Source organism: Streptomyces sp. NPDC048197 (genome assembly GCF_043202395.1).
Taxonomy (GTDB): domain Bacteria; phylum Actinomycetota; class Actinomycetes; order Streptomycetales; family Streptomycetaceae; genus Streptomyces; species Streptomyces siderophoricus.
This window is the reverse complement of the sequence record NZ_JBIDAJ010000001.1, coordinates 364,536-387,176: the sequence shown is the minus strand read 5'-3', so window position 1 is coordinate 387,176 and position 22,641 is coordinate 364,536. Positions and strand designations below refer to the sequence as shown.

The 22,641-nt window shown below is 70.9% G+C and carries 17 protein-coding genes and 1 tRNA gene; 12 read left to right on the top strand and 6 right to left on the bottom strand.

Annotated elements, in window-relative coordinates; genetic code table 11:
- Positions 1-361: 361 nt before the first annotated feature.
- From ACGF4C_RS01740 to ACGF4C_RS01730, 3 genes are all read right to left on the bottom strand, one after another.
- Positions 362-1,330 carry a DUF5926 family protein gene (locus ACGF4C_RS01740; protein WP_393562421.1) on the bottom strand — a complete coding sequence of 323 codons (969 nt, stop codon included), beginning with the start codon at positions 1,328-1,330 and terminating at the stop codon, positions 362-364.
- Between the two features lie 237 nt (positions 1,331-1,567).
- Positions 1,568-2,272 (bottom strand): ATP-binding protein, encoded by a 705-nt coding sequence (locus tag ACGF4C_RS01735; RefSeq protein ID WP_393562420.1) that lies wholly within the window; start codon positions 2,270-2,272, stop codon positions 1,568-1,570.
- Positions 2,273-2,325: 53 nt separating this feature from the next.
- Positions 2,326-3,252, bottom strand: coding sequence for a glycerophosphodiester phosphodiesterase (locus ACGF4C_RS01730; RefSeq protein ID WP_393562418.1), 927 nt, complete (start codon positions 3,250-3,252; stop codon positions 2,326-2,328).
- Positions 3,253-4,086: 834 nt separating this feature from the next.
- Between ACGF4C_RS01730 and ACGF4C_RS01725 the strand changes: the two genes are divergently transcribed.
- The 3 genes from ACGF4C_RS01725 to ACGF4C_RS01715 all read left to right on the top strand — a co-directional run bounded on the left by ACGF4C_RS01725 (position 4,087) and on the right by ACGF4C_RS01715 (position 7,363).
- Positions 4,087-5,646, top strand: a complete 1,560-nt coding sequence (locus ACGF4C_RS01725) for a S1C family serine protease (RefSeq protein ID WP_393562416.1) — start codon at positions 4,087-4,089, stop codon at positions 5,644-5,646.
- A 51-nt stretch (positions 5,647-5,697) separates the two neighbouring features.
- Positions 5,698-5,784, top strand: a tRNA-Ser gene (locus tag ACGF4C_RS01720).
- A gap of 799 nt (positions 5,785-6,583) precedes the next feature.
- A complete protein-coding gene (locus ACGF4C_RS01715) occupies positions 6,584-7,363 on the top strand; it encodes a class I SAM-dependent methyltransferase (protein WP_393562415.1) in 780 nt (259 codons plus the stop codon).
- A gap of 138 nt (positions 7,364-7,501) precedes the next feature.
- Here the strand turns inward: ACGF4C_RS01715 and ACGF4C_RS01710 are convergent, their stop codons facing one another.
- Positions 7,502-8,338, bottom strand: coding sequence for a bifunctional DNA primase/polymerase (locus ACGF4C_RS01710; protein WP_393562413.1), 837 nt, complete (start codon positions 8,336-8,338; stop codon positions 7,502-7,504).
- A gap of 1,033 nt (positions 8,339-9,371) precedes the next feature.
- Between ACGF4C_RS01710 and ACGF4C_RS01705 the strand changes: the two genes are divergently transcribed.
- From ACGF4C_RS01705 to ACGF4C_RS01665, 9 genes are all read left to right on the top strand, one after another.
- The gene (locus tag ACGF4C_RS01705; RefSeq protein WP_393562411.1) at positions 9,372-9,680 is read left to right on the top strand and encodes a hypothetical protein; all 309 of its coding nucleotides are present in this window, start codon (positions 9,372-9,374) and stop codon (positions 9,678-9,680) included.
- A gap of 338 nt (positions 9,681-10,018) precedes the next feature.
- Positions 10,019-11,368, top strand: a complete 1,350-nt coding sequence (locus ACGF4C_RS01700; RefSeq protein ID WP_393562410.1) for an acyl-CoA dehydrogenase family protein — start codon at positions 10,019-10,021, stop codon at positions 11,366-11,368.
- Positions 11,365-12,567: an OB-fold domain-containing protein gene (locus ACGF4C_RS01695; protein WP_393562408.1), complete on the top strand. Its 1,203-nt coding sequence runs from the start codon at positions 11,365-11,367 to the stop codon at positions 12,565-12,567. The genes ACGF4C_RS01700 and ACGF4C_RS01695 overlap by 4 nt, the downstream gene beginning before the upstream one ends.
- Entirely contained in the window at positions 12,567-13,925 is a 1,359-nt protein-coding gene (locus tag ACGF4C_RS01690; protein WP_393562407.1) for an acyl-CoA dehydrogenase family protein, read from the top strand. The genes ACGF4C_RS01695 and ACGF4C_RS01690 overlap by 1 nt, the downstream gene beginning before the upstream one ends.
- Before the next feature lie 82 nt (positions 13,926-14,007).
- Positions 14,008-14,538: a MaoC family dehydratase gene (locus tag ACGF4C_RS01685; protein ID WP_393562406.1), complete on the top strand. Its 531-nt coding sequence runs from the start codon at positions 14,008-14,010 to the stop codon at positions 14,536-14,538.
- Positions 14,535-15,866 carry a lipid-transfer protein gene (locus tag ACGF4C_RS01680; RefSeq protein WP_393562404.1) on the top strand — a complete coding sequence of 444 codons (1,332 nt, stop codon included), beginning with the start codon at positions 14,535-14,537 and terminating at the stop codon, positions 15,864-15,866. Before ACGF4C_RS01685 ends, ACGF4C_RS01680 begins: the two co-directional genes overlap by 4 nt.
- Positions 15,867-15,992: 126 nt before the next feature.
- Positions 15,993-16,526: a SigE family RNA polymerase sigma factor gene (locus ACGF4C_RS01675; RefSeq protein ID WP_393562403.1), complete on the top strand. Its 534-nt coding sequence runs from the start codon at positions 15,993-15,995 to the stop codon at positions 16,524-16,526.
- A 558-nt stretch (positions 16,527-17,084) separates the two neighbouring features.
- On the top strand, positions 17,085-17,636 hold the full coding sequence (locus tag ACGF4C_RS01670; RefSeq protein ID WP_393562401.1) for a DUF6313 family protein: 552 nt from the start codon (positions 17,085-17,087) through the stop codon (positions 17,634-17,636).
- A 37-nt stretch (positions 17,637-17,673) separates the two neighbouring features.
- The gene (locus ACGF4C_RS01665; RefSeq protein ID WP_393562400.1) at positions 17,674-18,069 is read left to right on the top strand and encodes a hypothetical protein; all 396 of its coding nucleotides are present in this window, start codon (positions 17,674-17,676) and stop codon (positions 18,067-18,069) included.
- 179 nt (positions 18,070-18,248) lie between these two features.
- On the opposite strand, the gene ACGF4C_RS01660 is transcribed toward ACGF4C_RS01665, so the two are convergent.
- Entirely contained in the window at positions 18,249-19,139 is an 891-nt protein-coding gene (locus ACGF4C_RS01660) for a two-component system response regulator (RefSeq protein WP_393562399.1), read from the bottom strand.
- Positions 19,136-22,641, bottom strand: a 3,506-nt coding sequence (locus ACGF4C_RS01655; RefSeq protein WP_393562398.1) for a HAMP domain-containing protein, incomplete at its 5' end; no start/stop codon positions are given. The genes ACGF4C_RS01660 and ACGF4C_RS01655, both read right to left, overlap by 4 nt.

Genomic DNA, 22,641 nt, shown 5'->3' with positions numbered 1-22,641 from the left:
GCGCGTGCTCGTCCGTACTGCTTTTTCGTACTGCTCGTCCGTACCGCTCGGCCGTGCTGATTGACGCGCGTGCTCGTGCCCGGCGTGCTCGTCCGTGGGCGCTGATCGTCCGGCCCGATCGGAATGCCTGGTTCCGGAATACCTGGCTCCGGACATGGAAGCGCCCGGTCGCTGGCGACGGGGGATGCACCAGCGACCGGGCTTTTAGAACCGTAACAAGAGATCGGCGGTTCGCAAATTCGATCGTGGAATTCCGGACGCTTATTTACCGTCAGGTAGGGGGAGTTGTGACTGGCGTCACGCAAGGGTCCCCCGATGCGTACGGTGCGCACGAGCGCCGCCGGGACGGTCAGCCCAACGGTCAGCTCAGCGTGATCTGACGGTTGGTGAGGCCGCCGCGCGCCCGGCGTTCGTCGGCGGTCAGCGGGGTCTTCGCCGCGAGCGCCTCGGTCAGCCGCTCGGCGAACTCCACGGCCGGCTTGGCGACCTCGTCCGCCCCCATCGCGGAGGGCAGGTCCCACACCGGTACGACCAGCCCGTGGGCGCGGAACGAACCGACCAGGCGGGTGCCCTCACCGAGCGAGGACGAGCCCGCCGCGTGCAGCCGGGCGAGCGCGTCCAGCAGCTGCTCCTCGGGGTGGGCGGTGACCCAGCGCAGGTGGTTCTTCTCGGGCGCCTCGCACCAGTACGCGCCCTCCAGGCCGGGAATCCGGGCGGTCGGGATGGCGGCCGCGTTGGCCCGCTCCAGAGAGGCGGCGACCTCACCGGTGGCGTTCTCGGCGTTCTCCACCCAGAACTCGAAGCCCGTGTGGACGGTCGGCTCAAAAGGAGCGTTCAGGTCGAGCAGGTCCTGCAGGCGCGGACCCTCGGCGGAGGGGCGTGCGGCCGCGACCGGATTGCCCGGTTCCGCGTCCAGCGCGCGCTGCAGGGTGTCCGCGAGGTCGCGGCTGATGTCACCGGAGGCGGTGTCGTTCTGCAGCCCGAGCAGGATCGCCCCGTTGTCGCGGCGCAGCGCGGGCCAGGCCATCGGCAGCACCGTCGCCAGCGTCACGGAGGGCACGCCCTCGGGCAGCCCGCCCTTCAGCGTCAACTCGGCGGTGGCGGCGGGCACCAGCTCGCGCAGCGCCACCCAGTCGCACTCGCCGGGCAGGCCCTCGAAGGGGCGCTGCACCAACTCGGTGGCGGCGTGCGCCGCGCGCCGCCCGTGACACGCCTTGTACCGGCGGCCGGAACCACACGGGCAGGGCTCACGAGCGCCGACGACCGGCACCTCCCCGTCCTTGATCTGCGGTGCTGCGGACTGGGGCTGGGGGCGGCGCTTCTTGGCCATGCGACGGCTTCTCCTGGTCGGTCCCGGTCGTACGCGTTTCGGCGCGAGCCTAGGCCATCGCGTACCGGGGCGCCCTGACCGCGCGGGAGGCCGTCGCGGGTGTCTTGGGCTCTCGCACCTCTCGACCCTCTCGCCCCTTGGGCCGAGTCCTGTACCTCTACGTCAAGTCCTGGGCCCCCACGTCAAGTCCTGGGACCCTATGCCAAGCCGTGTGCGAGTACGCCGAGACCTCGGCCCCTACGCCAAGTCCTCGATGTCCAGGAAGGCGGTCGGGTTCAGCGGCCGGCCGCTGGGTGCGAGTGAGGTCGGCAGCCCGGCGACCGGGTCGGTCATCGCGGCGGCCGTCGGATCGGGCATCAGATCCACGCGCGTAGCGAACGCGCCCTGAAGAGAGAGCACCGCCCAGACCGTGACCTCCCCCGGGGCGCTGTCGCGTACGCCCCAGTCCTTGGCGAGCGAGCGGATGATCGCCAGTCCCCGGCCGCCGTGCGCCGTGACGGAAGGGGTCGCCGGGCGCGGTCGGGTCGGCCCGCCGCCGTCCGTGACCGCAACCGTCAGCCGGCCCTGTCCGTCGATCTGCCAGGACGCCCGCACGGACGCTGCGGCCCCCACCCGCGAGCCGTTCCGAGCCGCCGGGCCCGCCGGGCCGGGTTCGTCGATCGGACGGGCATGCCGGCAGGAATTGCTCAGCAACTCCGAAAGGATTAGGACCGCGTCATCGACGACCGTGTCCTGAACTCCGCTTGCCAACAGCTCTTCACGCATGCGCCGCCTGGCCATGCCCACGCCCACCGGGCCATGGGGTACGGCCATGATCGACGACGTCGGCACCTCTTGTGCCACCACCAACGCCACCCCCGAGACCTCCTTTGCCCCACGCCACGGGATGAATGCCCCAATGGACTGGACCGGAAACCGGCCACTCGGCACGCAGTGACGCACAAACCGGCATCGGATACCGGCCGAATGCGCCGGTGCACACCCTGTGAGGGGCTTTAGCCAAGGCCGAGTTGCATTCGTACCTGCTTGGGGCGATTTGTGATCACCGCATCGACGCCCAATTCCTGGCACAGCACGACATCATCGGGTTCGTTGACCGTCCACACATGCACCTGATTGCCCGCTCGATGCGCCTTTGCGACGTATTCGGGATGTGCCCGGAGGATCCGGATACCGGGCCCCGCGATGCCCACGCCCGCCGGCAACCGGCCGTCGCGGTAGCGGGGGGTGAGGAATTGCATCAGGTAGACGACGGGGATGGCGGGTGCCGCGGTCCGGACGCGGTGCAGCGAACGGGCGGAGAAACTCATCACCCGGACCGGAGACGGCTGGTCGGCGCTCACGCCCGGTTTCGTGTAGCCGAACCGGCCCAGCAGCTCGACCAGTCGCTCTTCCACCTGTCCGGCCCAACGCGTCGGATGTTTGGTCTCGATGGCCAGCTCGACCCGGCGGTCCGCGTCGGCCACCAGCTCCAGCAGCCGCTCCAGCGTCAGCACGGACGTCCGCTCGGGATCCTCGTTCTGCCGGTCCGGCGCCTCGCGCCCGAACACCCCGCCCTGGCGGTCCGGCGCCTCCGCCCCGAATGCCCCGCTGCTGAGCGCCCCGCTACCGAGTGCCCCACTGCCAAGCGCCTCCTCCTTCCAGGAGCCGAAGTCGAGGGAGGCGAGATCGGCGAGTTCGAGGGCGGAGACCGCGCCGCGCCCGTTGGAGGTGCGGTTCACCCGCCGGTCGTGCACGCAGACCAGATGGCCGTCCGCGGTCAGCCGGACATCGCACTCCAGGGCGTCCGCCCCGTCCTCGATCGCCTTGCGGTACGCGGCCAGGGTGTGCTCCGGGGCGTCCTCCGAGGCGCCTCGATGGGCCACTACGGACATGGCGGGGCGATCCGGGTGGCGGTCCTGGGCGGGGCGTGCGTAGCTCACCGCGTTATCGTGCCACTCGCCGGTGCCGGGGGGACCGGGCGGACCCCGGGGGGCGCGGGACCGGGCCCCTTCGGTCTTCGCGGGGCCTTGGGGGGCGGCGCTGCGATCTTCGCTGCGGTCTTCGTCACTGGAGTCCTGTGGGCCCCGCCACAGGAGACCGCTGTGGGCCCCGCCGCGGGCCCTGGCGCGTAGGGCGGTCGTACCCCAACGTGCGGAACAACGGATGCGCCCGTTTTGTCCGGCATAAAGGATGAGAGCACAGTCACAGCCTCGGCTTACGGCGCTCTGACGCGCGGTGGGAAAGGCTGGGACGGAGCTTCGCCCGTATCGCCCGGCCCGTACCGCCGGCCAGGGACCCGCGGACCCACCGCGCGGCCTCGGCCGACGGACCGGTCCGGCGGCCCGGGACTCGCCGAGACCGCCGGGATCCTGAATCCTGGGGTCTCGGACTGCCCGAGCACTGGAGCAGCCGAGAACGGAGTCCGGGAGGACTGGAGCAGCGGAGAACCGGGAGTGCTGGGAGTACGTGGGAGTGCTGGGAGTACTAGGAGCGCTGGGAGTACTGGAGCACGGAACGGCGCGCCGGGCGTACTGGCGAGCCGCGAAGTGGGTAGCCGAGCCACCAACCGGAGGCAGGAGTAGGCAGGAGTAGGCAGTAGTACTCGGAGATGCCGTCCGGTACGCGCTCCCGGGCGCCGCGGGGACGCACTCCGTGTCACTGTCAACACTCATCACCACCCGGTCGGACCGTGAGGCCCGGCCGGACCGTAAGACCCCCATACGGGCCGCCGGGCCCGGCCGGGACCGTAAGGCCGTGAAGCTGAGGAGAGAGCTGTGAGCACCGAGAACGAGGGAGCCGTCCCGTCGGAGGCCAGGCCGCCGACCGGGGCGCAGCCGGACAGCGCTGCCGCGTCCGCCTCCGGCGCCCAGACTCCCGACGCCCTGCCGCCCGCGCCCGCGACTCCCCCTGCGGCGCCCCCGCCGCCGGACTTCGCCCCGACCGTCGCCGCTGCGGGCGGCCCCGGCCACCCGCAGCAGCCATACGAGGCGCCCCAGTCGCCCCAGCCGCACCAGGCGTCCCAGTCGGGATACCCGGGTGGTGAGCCCACGGAGCCCGGGTCACCCGGCTACCCGGGTGGCGAGCCCACCGCGCAGCTCCCCCCGTATGCCGCGGCCGGACACGGTTCGTCCGGCGGCGGCTGGGGCGGGCCCCCGTACGGCGGTGGCGGCGACCCGTGGGCAGGGGCCGGTACCGGTACCCCGGCTCCCAAGCGGCGCACCGGCGGGCTGATCGCCGCGGTCCTGGTGGCCGCGCTGGTCGCCGGCGGAGTCGGCGGCGGCATCGGCTACTGGGCCGCGGGCCGCGACGACACCGCCTCGACGACGGTTTCCGCGCCCGGTGACGCCGGCGCGCTGAACCGCAAGCCCACCTCGGTCTCCGGGATAGCGCAGCGCGCGCTGCCGAGCGTCGTCACGATCGAGGCGCAGGGCGCCACCGGTGAGGGCGGCACCGGCACCGGCTTCGTCTACGACAAGCAGGGCCACATCCTCACCAACAACCACGTCGTCGCCAGTGCGGCCGACGGCGGCAAGCTCACCGCGACGTTCTCCAACGGCAAGAAGTACGACGCCGAGGTCGTCGGCCACGCCCAGGGCTACGACGTCGCCGTGATCAAGCTCAAGAACCCGGGTGACGCCACCCTCAACCCGCTCCCACTGGGCAAGTCGTCCAACGTGCAGGTCGGCGATGCCACGATCGCGATCGGTGCGCCCTTCGGCCTGTCCGGCACGGTCACCACCGGCATCATCAGCGCCAAGGACCGGCCGGTGGCGTCCAGCGACGGCGGCGGCAGCCAGGCGTCGTACATGAGCGCCCTCCAGACGGACGCGTCGATAAACCCGGGTAACTCCGGCGGCCCCCTGATGGACGCCGGCGGCAACGTCATCGGCATCAACTCCGCGATCCAGTCGGCCGGCAACGGCGGCGGCCTGGGTGGCGAGTCCGGCCAGTCCGGCAGCATCGGGCTGGGCTTCGCGATCCCCATCGACCAGGCCAAGCGGGTGGCCCAGGACCTGATCAAGACCGGCAAGCCGGTCTATCCGCAGATCGGCGTCCAGGTCGGCATGCGGGACACCGGCGACGGCGCGACCATCGCCCAGACGGGCAACAACGGCTCCGACGCGGTCACCCCGAACGGCCCGGCCGACAAGGCCGGCCTGCAGCCCGGCGACACGATCACCAAGCTCGACGACACGGTCATCGACAGCGGCCCCACCCTCATCAGCGAAATCTGGCAGCACAAGCCCGGCGACCAGGTCACCCTGACCTACAAGCGCGCCGGCAAGGAGCACACGGCCAAAGTCACCCTGGGGCAGCGCACGGGCGACAAGTGACGCGCTAATCTGATCCCGCGGCACCCGCGCTCCCACGCGCCGGCGCCGCGGGGAGGCTTGCCCGAGCGGCCTAAGGGAACAGTCTTGAAAACTGTCGTGGCGGCAACGTCACCGTGGGTTCAAATCCCACAGCCTCCGCAGAGGTCAGCGTCTTAGCTGGTCAGAAGGGGTGCCCGAGTAGATCGGGTGCCCCTTCGGTGTTTCAGGTGTCGCGTCCTGCAGTGCGTCCGTCCCGGTGGGGATCAGCTTGTGTGGACCAGATGCGGACCAACGTGGACCGGAAGTGCGTCAGCCTGTCTTTGACTCTGTCTTGGTCTCGTAGGCGTCCAGTCCGCTGCGTAGCGTCTGGTCCGGGTATGGACGCTCGTACGGTTCCAGCAGTACCGAGCGGAGGCTGCTGAGCGCCGTCGGGTGCATCTGCCAGTGTGTGCCTCGGTAGTAGTTGTGCACCTCGCCGAGATACCAGGCAGCGACCTGCAGGAACGCCTTGCTCTCCTGCTATCGGAACGCTTCCTCCGAGGGGAACCTCTCCCGCAGCGCCTCCTCCAGGAGATCCAATGACTCGGGGGAGAAGTCCCACAGGCCGCTGACCTCCCGCACCCATGTCGAGAACCGGGACTGCTGCTCACGCAACCACAGGGGCAGGCATCGTTCTCCGACGGCAGCACGTCCAGCTCGCGCGCTTTCCGGATGTCCTTGGCGCTCCAGTTCCCTCGGCTCATGGGCCAAACCCTAGCCACCGCACGGACGTCCCAAGCCGGCAACGGCCTTGGGAGATGGAGGACTTGAGCCGTGCTCGCATCTCGTCATCTGCTGTGCGGCCCCCGTGGAGACTTCGGGTACCGGCCGCTGCAGGAGAGCAACCGGATAGGGGGACGCGCTGGGGCTAGGGATAAATGGGTGGCGGGGTGGGGCTGGTCGGGGGAAGTGTGGGGTTATGAGTCGTATGCGGGAGTTTGAGGAATTGGTTGCCGAGGCGGAGGCCGTTTCGGTGGAGGGGTGGGATTTTTCGTGGTTGGAGGGGAGGGCTACGGAGGAGCGGCCCTCTTGGGGGTATCAGCGGGCGATGGGGGAGCGGTTGGCGCGGGTGGGGGCGGCGCTGGACATCCAGACGGGGGGTGGAGAGGTGCTGGCCGGGGTGCCGAAGTTGCCGCCGGTGATGGCGGCCACGGAGTCCTGGCCGCCGAACGTCGCGAAGGCCACCGCGCTGCTGCATCCGCTCGGTGCGGTGGTGGTGGCCGATGCGGACGAGCCGCCGCTGCCGTTCGCCGATGCGGCCTTCGATCTTGTGACGAGCCGCCATCCGGTGACCGTGTGGTGGGAGGAGATCGCCCGGGTGCTGCGGCCCGGGGGGACGTATTTCTCCCAACAGGTGGGGCCGGCCAGTGTGTTCGAGCTGGTGGAGTACTTCCTCGGGCCGCAGCCTGAAGAAGTACGGCGGGCGCGGCACCCCGAGGATGCGCGGCGGGCGGCGGAGGCGGCCGGGCTTGAGGTGGTTGATCTACGGGCCGAGTCGTTGCGGACCGAGTTCTTCGACATCGGGGCGGTTGTCTATTTCCTGCGGAAGGTGGTGTGGATGGTGCCTGGGTTCAGTGTGGAGCAATACCAGGACCGGCTGCGGGAGTTGGATGAGGAGATCCGGCGGGAGGGCTCGTTCGTGGCGCATACGACGCGCTTTTTGATCGAGGGGAGGAGGAAGTCGGACCGCGGGATTTAGCGCTGGATTAGCGCTGGATTAGCGCGGGATTTGGCGCGGGATTTGGCAGGGTGTGTGTTGTGGGGGAGGGCAGTGTGTCGGCGGGGAGCAGTGTGTTGGTGGGGAGGGTGGGGTGCAGGGGGGCCTGGGAGGGGTCTGTTAGTGCTGGCGGGATGCTGAGGTGATGGTGGCGCGGGCCTCGTGTTCGAGGGGGGCGGTGTGGCAGGCGGCCTCGGTCAGGCGGGCGGCGAGCTCCGGGCCGAGGCCGTCCTCGTAGGCGCGGCAGGCGGCCCAGAAGAGCCGGGCGTTGCGCTGGCCGACCGGGGAGGAGCGCACGAAGCGTACGAGCGCCGCGGCGGGCTGGGGCGGGACGCCGGGCGGTGGCTCGTGGCCGGCACCGGCGTGCTGTGGGGAGGCGCGCCGGGTGGGCGTGGGCGGGTCCGTGAGCAGCGTGAGCAGGGCGCCGGGGACGGGGGCCGGGCGGGCCGGGGCGTTCGGTGCGAGGACATAGCGGCCGTGGGCGGTGAGTGAGCCGGGGCCGACCAGATAGCCGCCCGCGCCGCGGACGTCTATACCGGGGGCGAGGCGGCCGACCGAGTTCGGGACGGGCCGGGACGGCGGGCCGGTGAACCAGACGTGCCGGCCGCCGCTGGGAGTGCGGACCATGATCGTCGGCGGGACCGGGAAGTCGTGCGCCTCGGCGAGGAACAGCAGGGCGGTGAGGCCGTCGGCGCCGTTTTTGGTGTCGAGGTCGAGACCTATGAGGTGGTGCGGCGGCAGCCCACAGGCGATGCCGTAGCCGGTGGCCCAGGGGGCGGCGGCGAACATGCGGCGGATGGTGAACGGGTCGGTGCTTGCGTCGTGCACACCGTGCCCGAGCCGGCCGCAGCCGCCGTGGCAGGGCGGGACCTCGGGGTGGCCACGGTGCGGGGACCGCAGGGCGGGCAGCTTGGCGCGGGTGAGCGGGATGACGGGATAGCCGCGCTCGGCGGCCATCAGCGCTTCGGCCAGGGCGGCGGTGTGGGCGTCGGGGGGCGGGGTCAGCGTGTGGGTGGCTCTCCTGGGGGTGGCTCTCCTGTCATCCCTGTCGGAGGGCGGCGGGGGGTGGTCGGTGGGGGAGCTGTGGCCGGGTGTTGGCTCGGCGGCGGTGGGGTGGGTGGCTGTCGGATCGCCGGCCGTTTGCTCGCTGGCTGTCGGGGCGCTGGTCGTGGGCTTGCTGGCTGTGGGCTCGCCGGTCGTCGGCTTGCTGGCTGTGGGTTCGCCGGTCGTCGGCTTGCTGGCCGTGGGCTCGCTGGGCGTCGGCTCGCCAGCCCTCGGCTCGCTAGTCGTCGGATCGTCGGCCGTTTGCTCGCTGGTCGTGGGGTGGTCGGTGGTGGGGCGGTCGGCCGGTGCTGGGTGGGTGGGCGCGGTGGTCGGTGGGCGCGAGGGGGGCGCGGTCGATGGTGACCACCGTTTGTCGGCGGGTGGGCGCGACGGGGCGTCGGCCGGTGACTCGTGCCATCGTGCGTTGGCCGGTGACTCCTGCCGCCGCCCGTCGGTCGGTGACGCTAGCCATCGCCCGTTGGCCGGTGCTGCGTGCCTCCGTCCGTCGGCCGGTGGCTCGGTATGGCGTAGGTGCAGGGGTGCCATGACGTTATTTTCGTACGAATGTTCGATGAAGGGAAGGGGGCGCGCGGGGGAGGGCCCGTGCGCCGGGTGGCTTGGCGGGGCGGGTGGGGGGCGCTCATCCCCGCGGGGGCGGGGGGTGTCGGTGGGCTGTGTCCCCGTCGTGGGGTGGGGGTGGGGCGACGTGAGGCAGCGGGGGTTTACCCGGGGTTCCTCATGCTTGCGGGGGAATCGGGCCTTCGTGGCGGGTTCGCTGGGGATTCGTGGGCAAGCCTGAGTTCGCGACGTCGCGGCAAGCATCGTGGTGGCCGGCCAACTGCCCGATGAAACAGCGGAGTTACTGCACTTGACCAGGCGTGATCAGGCCCTGCGGGCCCGGTCGGCAGGTCGGATCCAGAAGTTGTGTTCCGTAGGAGGAATTGACATGGCAAGTACCCGTACTGCCCGCGTCCTCGCTGTGGCCGCCGCACTACCCTTCGCGGCGGCGGTCCTTTCCGGTGTGGCGCAGGCTGATAACGGTGGCTTTGCGAGTAACGGGTCGAATGCGGCGTCGACGAGCCAGGGGGGCGTCTTCATCGGCGACGACAACCACGGCAATGCGACCAACGGCCAGCAGGTTGCCAACGGTGCCGGCGCCTCCAACCAGAACAACACCGCGAGCGTCAACGGGTCCGGTTTCACGGACATCGACCAGGACAACACCACCGTGAGCTTCGGGAACAACATCGGCTGACCCGGGGCCGCCGTATGGGGAGTGGCGGCTGACCGAGGGGTGATGCGTCGAGGCCGGTACCGAGGGCATGGGCTGCCCGGGGTTCACCGCGCCGGCCTTGACAGTGAGCGGGTTTCTGACGGACAGTCAGGAACCCGCTTACTTGTGCGTGCCGGTGGGGACCGTCACGGGTCACCGGGTCACCGGGCTGCCGGGCTGCCGGGCCAGGGGCCAGGGATCAGGGGGCAGGAGGTCTCAGGGGGACCTCGGGCTATCGGCCCATGGGGACATCGGCCCATGGGGACATCGGGCCGTCCGGGTCCGCCGGGTATCGGGCCACAGAAGGGGAGGCCGTCGACGTGCACCTCGCCCCCACCGCGAGCCAGGAACGCCTGCGCGCCGAACTCCGCGCGTACTTCAGGGACGTGATGCCGGACGGGGTGCCGGAGGGTGCTGCCGCCCAGCGTGCGGTGCTGCGCCGGATCGGTGCCGACGGCATGCTCGGCCTCGGCTGGCCGACGGAGTACGGCGGGCAGGGGCGCGGCCCCGACGAGCAGTTCGTCTTCTTCGACGAGGCGTACCGCGCCGGCGTTCCGGTCTCCATGGTCACCCTCAACACCGTCGGGCCGACCCTGATGAAGTACGGCACGCGGCGGCAGAAGGAGTTCTTCCTGCCGCGGATCCTCCGGGGCGAGATCGTCTTCGCGATCGGCTATACGGAGCCGGAGGCCGGGACCGACCTCGCGGCGCTCCGTACTCGTGCGGTGCGCGAGCCGGCCTCTGATACGGAGGGGCGGGAGGGGCCTCCGGGGGGCGCAAACGGGGGCGGGGCGGGTGGTGAGGTCGGTGGTCCTGCTGGTGGCGGGACCGGCGGCGGCGCCGGTGAGGAGGTCGGCGGTCCCGCTGGTGGCGGGACCTGTCACGAGGCGGGTGGTGAGGGCAGTCGTGAGGTCGGTGGTGAGGCCGACGGGCAATGGCTGATCAACGGGGCCAAGACCTTCACCAGTAACGCCCACCAGGCCGACTGGATCTGGCTGGCCTGCCGTACCGATCCCGGCGCGCCCAAGCACAAAGGCATCTCGATCATCCTGGTGCCGACCGATACGCCGGGCTTCTCCTGGACGCCGATCGAGACGGTCGGCGGGCTGCGGACCACCGCCACGTACTACGACGACGTACGCGTCCCCGCCGGCCACCTCGTCGGTGCGGAGAACGCCGGCTGGCAGCTCATCACCAACCAACTCAACCACGAGCGCGTGGCGTTGGCCGCGATCGGCATGCAGGCCGAGGACGCGTACCGCGCGGCGCTGGAGCACGCCCGGACGGCCGACCCGCAGACCGGGGAGCGGCCGGCGGACCGGCCGTGGGTGCGGTCCCGGCTCGCCGAGGTGCACGCCCGGCTGGCCGCGACCCGGCTGCTGAACTGGCGGCTGGTCGGTGAAGTGGGCGCCGGGACGCTCAGCCCCGGCGACGCCAGCGGGGTCAAGTTCGCCGGGACGGAGAGTGCGGTCGAGGTCTACCGGATGTGCCAGGAGGTGGTCGGCGAGGCCGCCCTGGTGCGGGCCGGTTCGCCGGGCGCGTACGGGGACGGCGAGCTGGAGCGGATGAACCGTGCGGCGCAGATCAACACGTTCGGGGGCGGTGTGAGCGAGGTCCAGCGGGAGATCGTCGCGACGATGCGGCTGGGGATGCGGAGGGGACGGCGATGACGGCCACCGGGGACCTGTTCGAGCGGCTGAAGGCGTACGAGGGGCGGCCCGCGGCCACCGCCGGCGTCGGTAAGGACCCGGTCAACGCGGCGATGATCCGGCACTGGTGCGAGGCGATGGGGGACGCCAACCCGGCGTACGAGGGGCCCGACGCGATTGCCCCGCCGACGATGCTCCAGGCGTGGACGATGGGCGGGCTCTCCGGCCATCAGGGCCGCTCGGGGGCGTACGACGAGTTGTCCGCGCTGCTCGACGGCGCCGGTTGCACGGCTGTGGTGGCGACCGACTGCGAGCAGGAGTATCTGCGGCCGCTGCGGCCGGGCGACCGGATCACCTTCCACGCGGTGATCGAGTCCGTGTCGGAGCGCAAGGTCACCAAGCTGGGGGCCGGCCACTTCGTCACGACGCGGATGGACATCCTGGCGAACGGGGAACTGGCGGGGACGCACCGCTTCCGGATCCTCAAGTACGCCCCGGCGCCGGCACGTCGGAAGGGACCGCCACCGCCAGCGGCACCACCAGCGGCACCACCAGCGACATCGCTAGCGGCACCACCATCCGCCCCACCATCCGCCCCACCATCCGCCCCACCATCGTCACCGCAGATGCAGACGCAGACGCAGAATCCCTTGGCGCAGGCACCGGCGAAGGCCCAGGCACTGGTGAAGGCGCAGGCACCAGCGCGGATGCAAGCACCAGCGCGGATGCAAGCACCAGCGCAGGCGCAGGCACCGGTGAAGGTGCAGGCGCCGGTGAAGGTGCGGCGGCCGCGGCCGGTGATCAACCGGGACAACGCGGGGTTCTGGGAAGGCGTGAGCCGGCACACGCTGCTGATACAGCGGTGCGGCGGATGCCGGACGCTGCGCTTCCCCTGGCTTCCTGGTTGCCAGGCATGTGGCTCCCCCGAGTGGGACACGGTCGAGGCGAGCGGCACCGGCACCGTCTACTCGTACGTGGTGATGCACCACCCGCCCTTCCCGGCCTTCGACCCGCCTTACGCGGTGGGGCTCATCGAACTCGCCGAGGGCGTGCGGATGGTCAGCAACGTGATCGGCGTGCCCTGTGAGGAGGTGCGGATCGGGATGCCGGTGCAGCTGGAATTCCTCTCCGTGGACGAGGAGTTGGAGCTGCCGGTCTTCCGCGGGGTCGAGGCGTGCGGCGGCCGGTCTTCCGCGGGGTCGGGGAGGGCCGAGGGCTGATGGACTTCACGCCCACCGAGGAGCAGTCCGCCGCCCAGCAGCTCGCGGCGCGGATCTTCGGCGACCTCGCGACGCACGACCGGCTCGCGGCGGCCGGTACCGCCTCGGACGCCGAGCTCTGGAAGGCGTTGTGCGCGGCCGGACTGCCGGCGGCCGTCGAGGAGATCGGGCTGCTGGGGCTGGCGCTGGTCCTGGAGGAGCAGGGCCGCACCACAGCGCAGGTACCGCTCGCGGCGACCTGCGCGTACGGCGTGCTGGCCGTCGCCCGGCACGGCACGGAGGAGCAGCGGGCACGGCTGCTGCCGGCGCTGCGGGACGGCACCGCGGTGGCGACCGGCGCGTTCCCGGCACGCCCCGTGCCGTTCCCGGCACGGGACGCCGTCACCGCCACTACCGGCGCCCGCACCGCGCCTGCGGACGCCCGCCCAGCGACTACGGGCGCCCGCCCAGCGACTACGGGCGCCCTCCCAACGTCTACGGGCGCGCGCCCAGCGACCACGGACGCCGTCACCGCGACTACGGACGTCGCCACCGCGTCCCCCTCCGGGCAGGCGAGCGTGGACGGTGGTACCGGGTGGCTGAGTGGAGTCATCCCCGTTGTGCCGTGGTTGCGGGACGCCACCCACGTACTGGTCCCGGACGCGGAGCGGGCGCTCTGGCTGGTGCGCGTCGCGGATGCCCGGGTCGAGCCGGTGGAGATGACCGCGCCCTGGGCGGCGGGACGTCTCACGCTCGACGGAACGCGGGCGGAGCGGCTGGGCGGGACGCGGGCCGAGCGGCTCGTTGGCACGCGCACAGAGCGGCTGGGCGGGCCGCGGGGGGACGGGGCAGCGGACCGGCCCCCGACGCCGTACGACGACGTGCTGGCGGGCGCTCGCATCGCCTTCGCCGCCCTGCAGGCCGGGGTCTGTGCCGGCGCGCTGGCGCGTACCGTGGCCCACACCACCACCCGCGAACAGTTCGGCCGCCCGCTCTCCACCAACCAGGCGGTCCTGCTCCGCGCGGCCGACGCGTACATGGATACCGAGGCCATCCGGGTCACCACCTACGAGGCGGCCTGGCGCCACGACGAGGGGCTGCCGTACGAGGGGCAGGCGCTGACCGCCGCCTGGTGGGCCTCCGAGGCGGGCAGGCGCGTGGTGCACACCGGCCAGCATCTGCACGGCGGCATCGGCGCGGACCTCGGCCACCCCGTCCACCGGCACTTCCTCTGGGGCCGCCAGCTCGACGCCCACCTCGGCTGCGGCGCCGAACTCCTGGAAGAACTCGGCGACTTGCTGACCAATCGGGTGACCGAGCCGGTGACGGAGCCGGTGACGGAGCCGGTGACGGAGGAGGAGCAGCATGACGATGCCTGAACAATGCGCACCTCGACAGCGCGCACCTCAACAGTGCGCACCTGACGAGCGCACACCTGATGAGCGCATGCCTGATGAGCACATGTCTGACCAGCGCACGCCGGACATCCGGGCCGGGGACGTGCTGCCCGCCCTGGAGATTCCGATCACCCGCACGCTGATCGTCGCCGGTGCCCTCGCCTCCCGCGACTACCAGGACGTGCACCATGACGCCGAGCTCGCCCAGGCGAAGGGCTCCCCCGACATCTTCATGAACATCCTCACCACCAACGGGCTGGTGGGCCGCTACCTCACCGACCATTTCGGCCCCACCGCCGTGCTGCAGAAGCTCGCGATACGGCTCGGCGCTCCCAACTACCCGGGCGACACCATGACGTTGACGGGAACGATCACCGAGGTCGACGCCTCCACGGACACCCCCACGGACGCCGTCACCGAGACCCACCACACCACCGCCCCCGCCACCGCCGAGACCACCGTCCAGATCCGCATCATCGGTACCAACGGGCTCGGTCACCACGTCACCGGCACAGCGACCCTCCACCTCCCTCCGGGTGGGGCCGCGGCGTCCTGCGCGTCCTCGCCCCGCCGTTCTCCGGAGGGCGACGTATGAGCCTGCACCGCCCCGACGCGCTCTCCGGGCGCGCCGCCATCGCCGGGATCGGCGCGACGGAGTTCTCCAAGGACTCCGGCCGTAGCGAGCTCAAACTCGCCGTCGAGGCGGTACACGCCGCGCTCGACGACGCCGGGCTGGACCCGGCCGACGTCGACGGTCTGGTCACCTTCACCATGGACACCACCCCCGAGATCACCCTCGCGCAAGCAGCGGGCATCGGGGAGCTGACCTTCTTCTCACGCGTCCACTATGGCGGGGGCGCGGCCTGCGCCACCGTCCAGCAGGCGGCCCTCGCCGTCGCCACCGGGATCGCCGAAGTAGTCGTCTGCTACCGGGCGTTCAACGAGCGCTCAGGCCGCCGCTTCGGTTCCGGCGTACAGGAACGGCAGCCCTCCGCCGAGGGCGCGGCGCTCGGCTGGAACCTCCCCTTCGGTCTGCTCACCCCCGCCTCCTGGGTCGCGATGGCGGCCCAGCGCTATCTCCACACCTACGGCCTCACCTCCGAAGCATTCGGTCATGTCGCGGTCACGGATCGCCGGCACGCCGCCCGCAACCCGGCCGCGTACTTCTACGGCAGGCCGATCACCCTCGCCGATCACGCGGCCTCCCGCTGGATCGCCGAGCCACTGCGGCTGCTGGACTGCTGCCAGGAGACCGATGGCGGCCAGGCCCTCGTCGTCACAACCCCCGAGCGGGCCCGTGACCTGCGCCGTCCGCCCGCACTGATCACGGCCGCGGCCCAGGGCGCCGGCCGCGCCCAGGAGCAGATGACCAGCTTCTACCGCGACGACCTGACCGGGCTGCCGGAGATGAACGTGGTGGCCCGCCAGCTCTGGCGCACCTCACGGCTGACCCCCGCCGACATCGACGTCGCCATCCTCTACGACCACTTCACCCCCTTCGTCCTCATGCAGCTGGAAGAGTTCGGCTTCTGCGCGCCGGGCGAGGCGGCCGGCTTCGTCGCCGCGGACGCCCTTCCGCTGAACACCCACGGCGGCCAGCTCGGCGAGGCGTACCTGCACGGCATGAACGGCATCGCCGAGGCCGTCCGGCAACTCCGCGGCACCTCCCCCAACCAGACCCCGGACGCCACCCACGTGCTGGTCACGGCGGGGACCGGCGTACCGACCTCCGGACTGGTCCTCAGCCGCGACCAAGCCGGCGCCCAGGCAGGCCCCACGCCCGGCCCCACGCCCGGCCCCATGGCCGGTCCCGCGGACAGTCCACCGGCCGGTCCCACGGCCGATCCCATGGCTGGTCCCGCGGACAGTCCACCGGCGGGTCCCACGGACGGTTCCACGGACAGTCCCCCGGGTCGCCCCTAGGGGACCGCCGCGTCCCCTCCCCCCAAAGGAGGTGGGGCCCGCCGTCTCCGTACAACTTGAGGGGGAGACCGCTTCGGCACCTGGGACCGATCCGCCCGCACCCCCCTCGCTCCTAGCGTGGGAGCCATGACCACGCCTGTGTGCACCAGCGCTTCGACCGCCGCTGTGTTCCCCAGCTTCTCGTCCTACGTACGGGCCCGGGGGCCGGTCCTGCTGCGCGCCGCGCGGTCCCTGTCCGCCAACCCGAACGACGCCGAGGACCTCCTCCAGACCGCCCTGGCCAAGACGTATGTGGCCTGGGAGCGGATCGAGGACCACCGCGCGCTGGACGGTTACGTCCGCCGCGCGCTGATCAACACCCGTACCTCGCAGTGGCGCAAGCGCAGGGTGGAGGAGTTCGCCGTCGACGAGCTCCCCGAGCCCGACCCGCTGCCGTCCCCCGACCCGGCCGAGCTGGAGGGCCTGCGCGATGCGATGTGGCGCGCGGTGATGCGGCTGCCCCCGCGCCAGCGGGCCATGGTCGTCCTCAGGTATTACGAGGACCTGAGCGAGGCCCAGACCGCCGCGGTCATGGAGGTCTCGGTCGGCACGGTCAAGAGCGCCGTCTCCCGCGCTCTGGCCAAGCTCCGCCAGGACCCCGAACTCGCCATGATCGCCTGAGGGAACGGCGGCACCCACGCGGTGGCGGTCGGCGGCCGGGCCGGCGGAATTGAGGGAGGGGACCAGCCGGCGTGTGATGTCGACGGGGGTGAAGGGCCGGTATGCCATCGGGATGCTCCTAACGGGTCGGTAGCGGCGTGGGGCGCGAGTCGCGAGTCGCGTGCTGTTTGCTTCGCGCTCCGTATTTCGTGTTCTGCGTTTCGCGTTTCGCGCTCCGCGCTCCGCGCGTCCTGCGTCGTGCTTCGCGTTTCTTGCTGGTACAACTCTCCCTCTGCAGCCGCGGGTTGAGCATCAGTGATCAACCCTGGTCCGACCCTGAGGTGAACCCTGACAGTGCTCCGGGGCAAGCGGACGATCAGCGTCCCCCGGCACGTTCGCGTTGCCTAAACTCGGGGCGGGTGGACGCGTGCGGGGGCCGGGGGCCGTGAGACGACGGGGGCGCAAGTGAGCAATCCGATACCTATACCCACGGCTCTGGCGCTGCCACCGGTACGCACGAGGGGGAGGCTGCGGCGGGTATGGCGTTCCCGGAAGGCACTGGCTGGGCTCACTCAGTGGGTGATCGACTGGGGGATCCCCTTCGCGGTCGGCATCACCCTGCTGTCCGTCTTCGCCTCCCGGGCGGCGAGCCCGAGCGAGGTCTACCGGACGTTCACCCTCATCGATCCCCCGGGCCACACCCTGCTGTGGCTGGCCTCGGTCATCGGCTGGCTGGCCGTACCGGCGGTCATCGGTGGGGTGGCAGGTCATGTGATCGCGACCCGCATCCAGAGCGTGAAGTCGATCTCCACCAGCACCCTGTTCCAGCGACGCACCTGGAGTGCGCGACTCCGGCCGCCGTCCCGGATCGACTACCTCGGGAACTACTTTCACGGCACACTGGCGGAGCAGGCCTTCGTGGACGCCTTTGTGCGCATCGCCCACCGCAATGACTGGATGAAGGCGCAGGACCACTGGGAGGTCATCATCCGGGACACGATGAGTACCCAGCAGTTTTCCAAGCTCGATCGGCACGAGTGCCTGCGTCAGGCACAGGACACCACGCGTATCCACATGCGGCCGGCGGCGCTCGTCGGGTTGTGCGTGGTGTGCATTGCTCGTAAGCCGTAGGGCTTGTGAGCCGTAAGCAGGGAGAGGGTGGCGGTCGATGCAGGCTGAGAGTGCGGTGGAGATCGTGCGGGCATCCTTGGCGCTGGCGTTTCCCACCGCCACCGAAGAGGGCCTGACCCGGGCCGCCGAGCTCGTGCTGCGCTGGGGCTCCGAGGGGGTAGGGGTGCAGCTGGAGCCGGATCTGGCGGAGCGGATGCTGCACGACCTGATATTGGTCACCGGCCAGGACGAGGACGAATTCGACGCGGCCCGGGAGCCGGGCGGCGAGCTCACACGCGTTGAGCCGGCGCAGAGCCGCGCCTGGAGCCGTACGAGGGAAACACAGGACGACGGGCTCCCGTACATCCCCCGGCCGCCGGAGCAGCGAGGACGGCACCGCTTCCGGGGCGGGCCGGGGCAGGAGCCCGGGCGCGGGACGTACCCCACGGACTAGCGGACCAGGACGCGTCACGCCCGGGGACTGCCCTCACATGCCCGGCGACTGCCCTCACGTGCCCGGGGACTGCCCTCACGTGCCCAGGGGCCGCTCGTCATGCCCAGGGATTGTCCGTCACGCCCCTGTGCCGCCCGTAACCCCCACGAACCGTCCGGCGGCCGACCGGCCGGGCGGTGTTACGTCTCGCGGTTCACCAGCAGTCTGCCGACTGCCTCTTCCAGTTCGGCGACGCGGTCGGCGAGGTGGGTGCGGTCGACCGAGGAGGCGTCGCGCAGCAGGAGCTCCAGGTCTGCCAACTGGCCGGCGATGTCCGCCAGACGGGCCGCATCGCCGGGGGCGGGCGTGGTGGCGGTAGCAGGGGCCGTGGGTGTCGTCGGATGGGGGACGGGGCCTTCAGGAGGGCCGCCGGCCACCTCGGTCTCCCCGTGCACCTCGGTCGCCCCGTGCGCCCCGGGCTCTCCGTGCGCCTTGGATGCCCCGGACGTCGCGGATGCGGCCGCGCTCTCCGGTACATCGGCAGACGCACCAGCCTCCTCCGCCCCGCGAGCCTCCGTGGACGTGGCGGTGGACGTGGACGCGCCCGCCGCCTGTTCGGTTTCGGCGGCGCCCGGGCGGTTCTCGTTCGTGAGGAGCCGCTTCAATTGCTCTGCCTGAGCGGCCAGTTGGCGGTTTTTGCGGTGGAGGTCCAGGAAGACGTTCACCTTGGTGCGCAGGAGCCAGGGGTCGAAGGGCTTGATGAGGAAGTCGGCGGCGCCGACCGTGTAGCCGCGGTAGGCGTAATTGGGGTCGACCGAGGCGCCGGTGAGCAGAATGATGGGCACGTCCTTCGTCTGGTCCAGGCCCTTGATGTTGGCCGCGGTCTCGAAACCGTTCATGCCGGGCATCAGGACGTCGATGAGGACCACCGCGAATTCCTCGCGGAGCATTGCCTTGAGGGCTTCTTCGCCGGAGCGGGCGCGGACGACTTTCTGGGTGAGCGAGCCCAGTACGGCCTCCAGGGCGACGAGGTTCTCCTCCATGTCGTCCACGATGAGGATGCTCGATGAGGTGTCCGGTGTCGTCGTCATGACCGCCGCCCTGACTCCGGTCCCGCCGTATCGTCCTGCGGGTCGGCCTCCCCGGTCTCCACGGTCTCCTTGGCCCCCTTGACCCCCTTGACCCCCTTGGTTTCCCCGGCCTTCCCGATTTCCCCGGCCTTGCCGACATCCTTGATCTCCCCGGCCTTCCCGACCCCCTTGACCTCCCCGGCCTTCCCGCTCTGCCCGGCCTCGTCCCCGGCGGTGTACGGATCGCAGCCCCCGGAATCCTGGGCCGGATTCGGGTCCAGCAGTTGGCAGATCACCGAAAGCAGACGGTCCACGTCCACCGGTTTCGGGATGTAATCGTTGGCGCCGCTGTCGATCGCCTTTTCGCGGTCGCCGGGCATGGCCTTCGCGGTGAGTGCGATGACCGGCAGGTCCGCGAATCGGGGGGCTTGTCGGATCGCCTTGATCATCTCGTAACCATCCATTTCCGGCATCATGATGTCCATCAGCACCAGGGAGACGTCCGGTGTCCGGTCGAGAACTTCAAGGCCCTCGCGGCCGTTCTCGGCGTATTTCACATTGATGCCGACCCGGCCCAGTACGTGGGTGAGCGCGAAGACGTTGCGGATGTCGTCGTCGACGATGAGGATCCGGCGGTTCATCAGGATCTGGCCGGCGCGGCCGCTCAGCCAGTCCTTGAGGCGGGTGGTCTCGGGCCAGGTCACGTCGCCGCCGTCGGTGGGGCGGGGGACCGTACGGGGGGTGGCCGACTCGGGCCTGCCGGGGAAGACGTCGCCCTTCGCCGGGCCCTGGCCGCCCGCTGCGGGGGCGGACGGCACGGTCGGAGCGGCGGGTGCGCCCAGGGTGACGGGGGCGAGCCCGGTTCCGCGGGCGGCCGCTCCGCCCGGACGGTGCTCCGCCGCGCCGCCGGGACGGCCCTCGGGCCCGCCGTCGGGCCTGGGTTCGGTGCCGTCGACGGGCCGGGGTGACGCGGCCGGGCCGAGGGGCGGGAGCGGTGCGGTGTAGCGGGCCGGGACGTAGAGGGTGAAGGTCGAGCCGACGTCGGGTTCGCTCTCGGCGGTGATCCGGCCGCCGAGCAGCGCCGCCATGTCGCGGCTGATGGACAGGCCGAGGCCGGTGCCGCCGTATTTGCGGTTGGTGGTGCCCTCGGACTGCTGGAACGCCTCGAAGATCCCGCCGAGTTTCTCCGGCGGAATGCCGATACCGGTGTCCTTGACGGAGAACGCGACGACATCGTCGGCGGTGCGCAGCGATTCCTCCTCGAAATGCCGCCCGGAAACGCGTGCCACGAGGAGTTCCACGCCACCGGTGGAGGTGAATTTCACCGCGTTGGAGAGGAGGTTGCGGAGGATCTGCTGCAGGCGCTGTTCGTCGGAGAACAGTTCCTCGGGGACGTCGTCGGCGACCTTGACGTCGAAGGCCAGGCCGCGGTCGACGGTGAGCGGCCGGAAGGTCGCGCGGACGTAGTCGAGGAGTTTGATGAGCGGCAGCGGCTTGGGGTGCACGTCCATCCGGCCGGCCTCGATCTTCGACAGGTCGAGGATGTCGTTGATCAGCTGGAGCAGGTCGGAGCCGGCCCGGTGGATGGTGACCGCGAATTCCACCTCCTGCGCGGAGAGCCGCCCCTCGGGGTTGTCGGCGAGGAGCCGGGAGAGCACCAGCAGGGAATTCAGCGGGGTGCGCAGCTCGTGCGACATGTTCGCCAGGAATTCGGACTTGTACTGGGAGGAGGTGGCGAGGAGTGCGGCCTTCTCCTCCAGTTCGGCGTTGGTGAGCTGCAACTCGTCGGACCGCTGGCGGAGTTCGGCGGTGAGCCGCTGGGATTCCGAAAGCAGCGATTCGGTACGGGAGTTGGCGATGATGGTGTTGATGGACACCCCGATGGTGTTCACGAACTGGTCGATGAAGGCGAGGTGGACATCGCTGAAGCGGCTGAAGGACGCCAGCTCGATGACGCCGAGCACCTGGTCCTCGAAGAGGACCGGCAGGATGACGAGGCTGGCCGGGGCCGCGGCGCCCAGACCGGAGCTGATGGTGATGTAGTCGGGCGGCACGGCGTCGACCACGATCCGCTTCTTCTCCATGGCGGACTGGGTGATCAGCCCCCAGCCGGGGGTGCCCAGACGCAGCCGCGGCAGGGAGCGCCGGCCCTCGGGCTGGCCGGTGCCGTAACCGGCGATCAGCTCCAGGCCCTCGCCCGGCTCGGCGCCCGCCTCGGCCAGGAAGAACGCGCCGAACTGCGCGTTCACCAGCGGGGTCAGCTCGCGCAGGATCAGGTCGGCGACCTCGACCAGGTCGCGGTGGCCCTGCATGAGGCTGGCGATACGGGCGAGGTTGGACTCCAGCCAGTCCTTGGCACGGGTGGTCTCGCGGAGGTTGGCCACCATCAGGTTGACGTTGTTCTTCAGCGCGGCGACCTCGCCCTGCGCGTCCACGGTGATCGAGCCGGACATGTCGCCCTGGGTGACCGCGCTGGCCACCTCGGCGATCGCGCGCACCTGCGTCGTCAGGTTCAGTGCCAGGTCGTTGACGCTGGTGGTCAGCCGCTTCCAGGTGCCGTAGACGCCCTCGACCCGGGCCTGGCCGCCCAGCTGCCCCTCGCTGCCGACCTCGCGGGCGACCCGGGTCACCTCGGAGGAGAACGAGGAGAGGGTGTCGACCATGGTGTTGATCGTCGTCTTGAGTTCGAGGATCTCGCCGCGGGCGTCGACGTCGATCTTCTTGGACAGGTCGCCCTTGGCGACGGCGGTGGCGACCTGGGCGATGTTGCGGACCTGGGACGTCAGGTTGTCCGCCATGAAGTTGACGTTGTCGGTGAGGTTCTTCCAGACACCGGACACGCCGTGGACCTGGGCGCGGCCGCCCAGCCGGCCCTCGGTGCCGACCTCGCGGGCCACCCGGGTCACCTCGTCGGCGAACGCCCGCAGCTGCTTGACCATGGTGTTGACGGTGTCCTTGAGTTCGAGGATCTCGCCGCGGGCGTCGACGTCGATCTTCTTGGACAGGTCACCGTTGGCGACGGCCGTGGTCACCTGGGCGATGTTGCGGACCTGGGAGGTCAGGTTGAGCGCCATCGAGTTGACGTTGTCGGTGAGGTCCTTCCAGACCCCGGAGACGCCCCTGACCTGCGCCTGACCGCCCAGGTTGCCTTCGGTGCCGACCTCGCGGGCGACGCGGGTGACCTCGTCGGCGAAGGCGGAGAGCTGGTCGACCATGGTGTTGATGGTCGACTTCAGTTCGAGGATCTCGCCCTTCGCCTCGACGGTGATCTTCTTGCCGAGGTCGCCCTCCGCGACCGCGGTGGCGACCTGGGCGATGTTGCGGACCTGGGACGTGAGGTTGTCCGCCATGAAGTTGACGCTCTCCGTGAGGTCCTTCCAGACCCCCGATACGCCCCTGACCTGGGCGCGGCCGCCCAGCTGGCCCTCGGTGCCGACCTCGCGGGCGACGCGGGTGACCTCGTCGGCGAAGGCGGAGAGCTGGTCGACCATGGTGTTGATGGTCGACTTCAGTTCGAGGATCT